Origin of the sequence: Pseudomonas sp. RC2C2 (assembly GCF_018390435.1) — a bacterium.
Taxonomy (GTDB): Bacteria; Pseudomonadota; Gammaproteobacteria; order Pseudomonadales; family Pseudomonadaceae; genus Aquipseudomonas; species Aquipseudomonas donghuensis.
The window spans coordinates 3,982,348-3,989,472 of the sequence record NZ_JAHBAX010000001.1 but is presented as its reverse complement, the minus strand read 5'-3'; the positions used below and the strand labels follow the sequence as shown (position 1 = coordinate 3,989,472).

The 7,125-nt window shown below is 64.3% G+C and carries 8 protein-coding genes; 5 read left to right on the top strand and 3 right to left on the bottom strand.

Annotation, left to right across the window (positions count from 1 at the left end; genetic code table 11):
• Positions 1–223: 223 nt before the first annotated feature.
• Both KHO53_RS18505 and KHO53_RS18500 read left to right on the top strand, forming a co-directional pair.
• The gene (locus KHO53_RS18505; protein ID WP_010226974.1) at positions 224–745 is read left to right on the top strand and encodes a DUF6586 family protein; all 522 of its coding nucleotides are present in this window, start codon (positions 224–226) and stop codon (positions 743–745) included.
• Positions 746–795: 50 nt separating this feature from the next.
• Positions 796–1,029 (top strand): hypothetical protein, encoded by a 234-nt coding sequence (locus KHO53_RS18500; RefSeq protein ID WP_010226971.1) that lies wholly within the window; start codon positions 796–798, stop codon positions 1,027–1,029.
• Positions 1,030–1,095: 66 nt separating this feature from the next.
• Here the strand turns inward: KHO53_RS18500 and sulA are convergent, their stop codons facing one another.
• Positions 1,096–1,590: an SOS-induced cell division inhibitor SulA gene (gene sulA / locus KHO53_RS18495; RefSeq protein WP_010226969.1), complete on the bottom strand. Its 495-nt coding sequence runs from the start codon at positions 1,588–1,590 to the stop codon at positions 1,096–1,098.
• 10 nt (positions 1,591–1,600) lie between these two features.
• Entirely contained in the window at positions 1,601–2,209 is a 609-nt protein-coding gene (gene lexA, locus KHO53_RS18490) for a transcriptional repressor LexA (protein WP_010226967.1), read from the bottom strand.
• Between the two features lie 209 nt (positions 2,210–2,418).
• Here lexA and KHO53_RS18485 point away from each other — a divergent pair, with 209 nt between their 5' ends.
• Genes KHO53_RS18485 through nagZ form a run of 3 tightly spaced genes read left to right on the top strand, consistent with a single transcriptional unit; the run spans position 2,419 to position 4,724 of the window.
• Positions 2,419–3,132: a TetR/AcrR family transcriptional regulator gene (locus tag KHO53_RS18485; protein ID WP_010226965.1), complete on the top strand. Its 714-nt coding sequence runs from the start codon at positions 2,419–2,421 to the stop codon at positions 3,130–3,132.
• A 46-nt stretch (positions 3,133–3,178) separates the two neighbouring features.
• The gene (locus KHO53_RS18480; RefSeq protein ID WP_010226964.1) at positions 3,179–3,703 is read left to right on the top strand and encodes a L,D-transpeptidase; all 525 of its coding nucleotides are present in this window, start codon (positions 3,179–3,181) and stop codon (positions 3,701–3,703) included.
• A gap of 22 nt (positions 3,704–3,725) precedes the next feature.
• A complete protein-coding gene (gene nagZ / locus KHO53_RS18475) occupies positions 3,726–4,724 on the top strand; it encodes a beta-N-acetylhexosaminidase (protein WP_174242332.1) in 999 nt (332 codons plus the stop codon).
• A gap of 81 nt (positions 4,725–4,805) precedes the next feature.
• Here the strand turns inward: nagZ and KHO53_RS18470 are convergent, their stop codons facing one another.
• Positions 4,806–7,124, bottom strand: coding sequence for a DEAD/DEAH box helicase (locus KHO53_RS18470; RefSeq protein ID WP_213570589.1), 2,319 nt, complete (start codon positions 7,122–7,124; stop codon positions 4,806–4,808).
• Position 7,125 lies beyond the last annotated feature (1 nt).

Below are 7,125 nucleotides of genomic sequence, written 5' to 3'. Positions count from 1 at the left end.
GCCCCCCCCCCCCCCCCCCCCCCCCCCCCCCCCGGCGGGCGCCCCCCCCCCCCCCCCCCCCCCCCCCCCCCCCGCGCCCCCCCCCCCCCCCCCCCGCGGCGCGGCCCCCCCCCCCCCCCCCCCCCCCCCTCGACCGCAAAGCGGTCGCCATCTAGACTTGCAGTAGGGTAGGGCAATCCGTGACACTCACAGACCGCCTTGCAGCCTTTCGGAGGGCACCCAGATGGCCCAGGAACTCTACACCCGCACCAACCAGAAGATTTACTTCGCAGGCCTGGCCCTCGAAGCCCTTGGCAAGGCGCAGGAAAGCCGGGCCATGAATGCCCAGGCGCTGATCCAGGCCGAGCGTGAGTCGGCGCTGTTTCACCTGTACGGCGCGCTGCTGGGCTTGTGTCACGAGATTGCCGGGTTTTATCGTTTGCCCCAGGCCGGCGCACCCCGTGCCGAGCTGTTGCTGACCCGCGAAGTGCTCGAGGCTGTGGCCATCCCAGAGATGGCCGAACTGGTTGAGCTGGCCGAACAGCGCGAAACCTGGCTGGCGCAATTGCTAAGTGCTTATGCCGATTTGTTCCGACCGCCGGTCGCGAAAAAAGCGCCAAAAACCGACGTTACCCAGCCGCTGATCCAGGCACTAAGCCTCGATGAACCCGAGGCGCCAGCGCTGTCGCGCGAAGAGCTGGAAAGCTGGCGGCAGAACCTCAAGGGGCTTACGGTTCGTTTTCGTGAAGGTTTGAGTGAGTGCTGATTGGGGCGCTGGCTGGTACAATGCCGGCCTTTCGCGGAGAACAGCCCCTTATGCCAACGTCCTTTCTAGAAATTGTCGAGTTGCCTGATGGCCGGATCGAGCTGCGCCGTGCCGAGGACGAGGGTTCGTTGGTAACCCTGGATTTCTCCGAGGACGCCAAAGCCTTTTTGCAAGGTCAGCACGTGGAAGTGGCCAAGGCCATGCTCAGTGTTGGCGTGCAGATGGCCGGCAAGCTGGTAGAAGGCGAGATCGAACGCGACGAAGGGCCACGGGTCCTGCACTGATCGCCTGCATGGCTTCCTCGTCCTGAGGAAGCCTGGCGAAATCAATGGTTGAAACAGACCTGAATATCAGCCGAGGCGGATGTTCAGGCTTTGTGCGTCTCCAGCGCGAGCCGCATTGCTCAGTTGCTGGCGGGCGCTGCTGCTGACGGTGTTGAGCCAGCTGACCACGGTGTGGCTGCGGCCCAGGCGCAGGGCATCGCAGGCCAGTTGCAAGGCACTCTGGTTGCCGCGCGGTTGCAACAGCAGGATGCGCTCGCGGTTCAGCCCGGCCTCGCGCAGCCAGGCCTGGGTCAGGCTGGCAGGTGGGGCGATCAGGGTCAGCCAGCGGGCGTCATGTTCTTCGCTCAACTCGCTCAGTTCACGCAGCATCGGGGCCAACAGGCTCTGGCAGCTACCCAGTGCGCCACGCAAAGACAGCTCGCTGAAAACCTGGGCCGCGCCGGGGTGGGGCGCTGGCTTGGCGCTTTTCAGTCCGGGCAGCACCGGCTGGGCCAGGAATGCTTCGAACAGTGGCAATTGTGCTTGCAGCGGTACGTTCTGTGACGCAGGGGGGAACTGCATGATGCCTCCTTTACCGGCGTATGACGCCGACGCTCAAGCCCTCGATCACCAGCTCCTGGTCTTTCAGGTTGACTTCGATTGGGGCGAATTCGGGGTTCTCGGCAATCAGCCAGACTTTGCTGCCTTCGCGCTTGAAGCGTTTGACCGTGACTTCGTCACCCAGGCGAGCAACGACGATCTGGCCGTTGCGAGCTTCGCGGCAGGTGTGCACGGCCAGCAGGTCGCCGTCGACGATGCCGACATCCTTCATGCTCATGCCGTGAACGCGCAACAGGTAGTCGGCGCGGGGATGGAAGAACGCCGGGTTGATGTTGCAGGATTCTTCGATGTGTTGCTGGGCGAGGATCGGCGCACCGGCCGCCACCCGGCCAATGATCGGCAGGCCGCTGTCGTCGGGCTTGGCTTCAAAGCCGGGGATGCGGATGCCCCGTGACGCCCCCGGGGTCATTTCGATCGCACCCTTGCGGGCCAGGGCCTTGAGGTGCTCCTCGGCGGCGTTGGGCGATTTGAAACCCAGCTCCTGGGCGATCTCTGCGCGGGTGGGCGGAAAGCCGTTGTCTTCCAGGCAGCGTTTGATAAAAGCCAGAATCTCAGCTTGGCGTGGCGTCAGTTTTAGCATGTCGATCGCTCTGTCTTTTTATACAGTGACTGGAATTATATACAGTAGGTGGCAAGCTGCAAGCGCCACGCGCCAAGAAAAGGCGGATGGGCGCTCTCGCAGCTATGGTTTAATACGTGACCGCATGGCCGCAAAGCGGCTGCGCGGACTTGACAAATCACCGCTTTGAAACGTATGTTTCAAACAAGTGTTTGTCAGGCGGAGTAGTCATGGCCCAGTCGGAAACCGTAGAACGCATTCTCGATGCTGCCGAGCAGTTGTTCGCGGAAAAAGGTTTTGCCGAAACCTCATTGCGGCTGATCACCAGCAAGGCCGGCGTCAACCTGGCGGCGGTGAACTACCACTTTGGTTCGAAGAAGGCCCTGATCCAGGCGGTGTTCTCGCGCTTCCTGGGGCCGTTCTGCGCAAGCCTTGAGCGCGAGCTGGAGCGCCGCCAGGCCCGCCCTGAGCAAAAGCCGAGCCTTGAAGAGCTGCTGGAGATGCTGGTCGAGCAGGCGCTGGTGGTGCAGCCACGCAGCGGCAATGACCTGTCGATCTTCATGCGCCTGCTGGGCCTGGCCTTCAGCCAGAGCCAGGGCCACCTGCGCCGTTACCTTGAAGACATGTACGGCAAGGTGTTTCGCCGCTACATGCTGCTGGTCAACGAAGCCGCGCCGCGCATTCCGCCAATCGAGCTGTTCTGGCGCGTGCACTTCATGCTCGGCGCCGCGGCGTTCAGCATGTCCGGGATCAAGGCCCTGCGCGCCATCGCCGAAACCGATTTCGGCATCAATACCTCGATCGAGCAGGTCATGCGCCTGATGGTGCCGTTCCTGGCCGCCGGCATGCGCGCCGACAGCGGTGTCACTGACGAAGCCATGGCTGCCGCGCAGTTGCGCCCACGCAGCAAGTCCGGCAGCACCCCGGTCGCCGCCAAGGCCTGATGCCACGGCTGGGCGCGGCGAGCCGCATCGGCTAAGCTAGCGCCCCATGGCCAGTCTCGATTTTCTGCATATCTCCCTTGCTGATCAATGCCTCTATGGGTTCGCCCAGGGGCAGTTGCGCCTGCGCCTTGACGTCTCCACCGCGCGCAACGGCGCCGGTGAGCTCAAGGGCTCGGGTTGCACGCCGCGGGGTCGCCACCAGGTGCGCGCCAAGATCGGTGCCGGCTTGCCGCAAGGCGCGGTGCTGAGGGGGCGGCGCTGGACCGGCGAAATCTGGTCGCCGGCACTGCACGAACACTTTCCCGGTCGTGACTGGATCCTCACGCGCATACTCTGGCTCAGCGGTTGCGAGCCGGGCGTCAATCGCTTGGGGCCGGTCGACACCTTCCACCGTTATATCTACCTGCATGGCACCCCCGATAGCGAACCTATGGGCGTGCCGTTGTCCCATGGTTGCGTGCGCTTGCGCAACGCCGACCTGCTGAACCTGTTCGACCAGGTGCCGGTGCATTGCCCGGTGCAGATCGACGAAGCCGCGTGCCCCCAATGGGCCCACATCCGCGTCAACTGAAGGATCAATTATGAGTGCCAGCCTGCAAGGCTCCCTGATGGTCGACATCGCCGGTACCTGGCTGACCGCCGAGGACCGCCAGCTTTTGCGCCAGCCCGAAGTGGCCGGCCTGATCATCTTTGCCCGCAACATCGAAAGCCCGCGCCAGGTGCGTGAGCTGTGCGCCTCGATTCGCGCCATTCGCCCCGAGTTGATCCTGGCGGTGGATCAGGAAGGCGGTCGGGTGCAGCGGTTGCGCCAGGGCTTTGTGCGCCTGCCGGCGATGCGCGCGATTGCCGATAACGACAACGCCGAATACCTGGCCGAGCAATGCGGTTGGCTGATGGCCACTGAAGTGCTGGCGGTCGGTCTGGACCTGAGCTTTGCGCCGGTGCTGGACCTCGATCACCAGCGCAGCGCTGTGGTCGGCAGCCGCGCCTTCGAAGGTGATCCGCAACGCGCCACGCTGCTGGCCGGTGCTTTTATTCGTGGCATGAACGCTGCGGGCATGGCCGCTTGTGGCAAGCACTTCCCGGGTCATGGCTGGGCCGAGGCCGATTCCCATGTGGCGATTCCCACCGACGAGCGCAGCCTGGCGCAGATCCGCGCGGCCGACCTGGTGCCGTTCACTCGTTTGAGCGGGCAGTTGGCGGCAGTGATGCCGGCCCACGTGATCTATCCGCAGGTGGACAACCAGCCGGCCGGTTTCTCCCGGCGCTGGTTGCAGGAGATTCTGCGCGGCGAGCTGGGCTTCAATGGGGTGATCTTCAGTGATGACCTGTCCATGGCCGGTGCCCATGTGGTCGGTGATGCCGCCAGCCGTATCGAGGCGGCCCTGAGCGCCGGTTGTGACATGGGCCTGGTGTGCAATGATCGCGCAGCCGCCGAGCTGGCCCTGACTGCCGCCCAGCGCCTGAAAGTCAAGCCGTCGCCGCGGATTGCGCAGATGCGCGGGCGGGGCTTTGCCCGTACCGACTATCGTCAACAGCCGCGCTGGCTGGAGGCGCTTGGAGCGCTCAAGGAAGCGCAGCTGGTTGATTGATTGCAGGGCTGCGTTGCAGCCCATCGCTGGCAAGCCAGCTCCCACAGGCTCCGTGTGGGAGCTGGCTTGCCAGCGATGAGTTCACCGCGCACTAGAGCCTTGCCGCTTCCCAGGCAACGGCGCAAACAACGCATCGATATCCTCCGCCGCCAAACGCCAGTCCCCCGCCTGCCGCCCATCCAGCACGCCCGCTGCCAGCGCCGATTTCTCCTGCTGCAACTGCTGGATCTTCTCTTCCACCGTGCCCCGGGTAATCAGCTTGTAGACGAACACCGGTTTTTCCTGGCCGATTCGATAAGCGCGGTCGGTGGCCTGGTTTTCTGCCGCCGGGTTCCACCACGGGTCGTAGTGGATCACGGTGTCCGCCGCGGTCAGGTTCAGGCCGACACCGCCGGCCTTGAGGCTGATCAGGAAGATCTGCAATTGCCCGCTCTGGAAGTCGTGCACCGGTGCCCGGCGGTCACGGGTTTCGCCAGTCAGCAGGGCATAGGCGATACCGCGGTGCTGCAGTTCGGCCTCGATCAGCCGCAGCATGCTGGTGAACTGCGAGAACAACAGGACACGTCGACCTTCGGCCAGCAGTTCTTCGAGCATTTCCATCAGGCTGGTGAGTTTGCCGGAGTGGGTGCCGCGCGCGGTCGAGGCTTGGCTGTTGATCAGGCGCAAATCGCAGCAGACCTGGCGCAGCTTCAACAGCGCTTCGAGGATAATGATCTGGCTGCGCGCCACGCCCTTGCGGGTGATCTCCGCGCGTACTTTCTGGTCCATCGCCAGGCGCATGGTTTCGTACACGTCACGCTGCGCATCGCTGAGCTCGACCCAGTGAATCATCTCGGTTTTGGCCGGTAGCTCGGTGGCCACTTGCTCCTTGGTGCGGCGCAGCAAAAAAGGTTTGATCCGTGCATTGAGGTGTTGCAGGCGTTCATCGTTGCCCTGGCGCTCGATCGGCACCCGATAGTCGCGGTTGAACGCTTTGGCGTCGCCCAGCCAGCCCGGCAGCAGGAAGTGAAACAGCGACCACAGCTCACCCAGGTGGTTTTCCAGCGGGGTGCCGCTCAGGCACAGGCGCTGGCGGGCTTCGAGCTGGCGCGCCGCCTGGGCCGCCTTGCTGCCCGGGGTCTTGATGTACTGCGCCTCATCGAGGATCAGTACATGCAGCTTCAGGCCCTTGAAGTGCGACAGGTCCTTGGGCAGCAGGGCATAGGTGGTCAACAGCAGGTCGTAGTCCTGCAGGCTGCCGAAATGCTTGCGCCGGCCGATGCCTTGCAGGGCCAGCACGCGCAAGCCCGGGGCGAAGCGTTCGGCTTCGTCCTGCCAGTTGGGGATCAGGCTGGTGGGCATCACCACCATGGCCGGGCGGGTCAGGCGTCCGGCATTTTTTTCGCTGAGCAGGTGAGCGAGGGTTTGCAGGGTTTTGCCCAGGCCCATGTCGTCAGCGAGGATGCCGCCGACCTCCAGCTCACGCAGGGCCTGCATCCAGCTCAGGCCTTCGAGCTGATAGGTGCGCAGGGTAGCGTTCAGGCCTTCAGGCGTTTGCGCCGGTTGCAGGCGGATATCGCGCAGGCGCTCGGCCAGGCTGCGCACCTGCTCACCGCCTTGCCAGCTCAACGGCAGCTCTTCCAGGGCATTGAGGCGCGTGGCGTCCAGCGTCGGCAGGCGCACGCTGGTTTCGCCGGGTTCACGCAGGTAAAAGTCGCCCAGGGTTGCCAATACCGGCTTGAGGCGACCGTAGGGCAGGGCCACTTGCAGGTTGCGCCGCACTTCACCCACAGGCGCGGGAATCTGTACCAGCAATTGTTCGTCGTCCCGGCGCTTGTGCAACTGCGCAGGGTTGAGCAGTTCCGGGTGGCTGCGCAGCACGTTGAGCAGAATCGGCAGCAGGCTCAGGCGCTGGCCATTGACCTCGATACCCAGTTCCAGGTCGAACCAGTCCCGGCCGCTGGCTTCGTCGATCTGTGCGTACCAGTTGTCGACCTCGGCAAGATTGAAGGCGAAGTCGTCGGTGTACTCGATCTCCCAGCCTTGTTCGCGCAGGGTCGGCAGGTCATTGAGCATGAAGCGTAGCCAGGCTGCTTCGGAGGCCAGCTCAAGCAGGTCGCCGGCGCTCTCCGGCAGGGCTTTGCTCTGCCGGGTGGCGATCTTGAAGCCCAGGCGCTGGAGCGTCTGGCGGATTTGGCTTTCGGCCTCGGCGTGGCGCTGCAGGCGTTGGCTGCCAGTACTCTCCAGGCGGCTGACGTCCTTGACTTGCCTGCCGCTGGCGCGAATGCCGTCATAGTTGAACGACAGCGCCGCCCGGTGCTGGTGCTGGCGCTGCATCCTGCCGGTTTGCGGCACGTAGGCGCTGAACTCGTGGCTGCCCAGAATCAGGTGAGGCGTGGGGGCAATACCATCGTTAGGCATC

Bases quoted from the DNA above. Each gene is read 5' to 3' on its own strand.
- KHO53_RS18480 (WP_010226964.1), top strand. From the start codon at position 3,179: ATGGCCAGTCTCGATTTTCTGCATATCTCCCTTGCTGATCAATGCCTC.
- KHO53_RS18505 (WP_010226974.1), top strand. From the start codon at position 224: ATGGCCCAGGAACTCTACACCCGCACCAACCAGAAGATTTACTTCGCA.
- KHO53_RS18470 (WP_213570589.1), bottom strand. From the start codon at position 7,124: ATGCCTAACGATGGTATTGCCCCCACGCCTCACCTGATTCTGGGCAGC.
- sulA (WP_010226969.1), bottom strand. From the start codon at position 1,590: ATGCAGTTCCCCCCTGCGTCACAGAACGTACCGCTGCAAGCACAATTG.
- KHO53_RS18500 (WP_010226971.1), top strand. From the start codon at position 796: ATGCCAACGTCCTTTCTAGAAATTGTCGAGTTGCCTGATGGCCGGATC.
- lexA (WP_010226967.1), bottom strand. From the start codon at position 2,209: ATGCTAAAACTGACGCCACGCCAAGCTGAGATTCTGGCTTTTATCAAA.
- KHO53_RS18485 (WP_010226965.1), top strand. From the start codon at position 2,419: ATGGCCCAGTCGGAAACCGTAGAACGCATTCTCGATGCTGCCGAGCAG.